The organism is Acinetobacter sp. CFCC 10889 (assembly GCF_003268395.1).
Classification (GTDB): domain Bacteria; phylum Pseudomonadota; class Gammaproteobacteria; order Pseudomonadales; family Moraxellaceae; genus Acinetobacter.
This window is the reverse complement of the sequence record NZ_LQXQ01000223.1, coordinates 1-227: the sequence shown is the minus strand read 5'-3', so window position 1 is coordinate 227 and position 227 is coordinate 1. Positions and strand designations below refer to the sequence as shown.

The window sequence follows — 227 nt, the reverse complement described above, 5'->3', positions numbered from 1 at the left end:
CGAGGCAGTGGTGTCAGAGATATAGCTGAAGTTGAGAGAGTGAGTATCGGTAAGGTTTTACGCACACTCAGCCAATCAAAATATCAACTTCAAGCACGGCAAAGTCATTATGAAACCCTTGAGGTAGATGAGTTTTGGACTTTTGTCGGTAATAAGCAAAATAAACAATGGTTGATTTACGCCTATCATCGAGAAACAGGTGAAATCGTTGCTTATGTATGGGGTAA

Annotated in this window: 1 protein-coding gene; it reads left to right on the top strand. The window is 40.5% G+C overall.

The window, feature by feature from the left end:
- Positions 1 to 227 (top strand): IS1 family transposase (locus AVJ19_RS21425; RefSeq protein ID WP_213067294.1); only part of this gene is annotated, 227 nt, incomplete at both ends.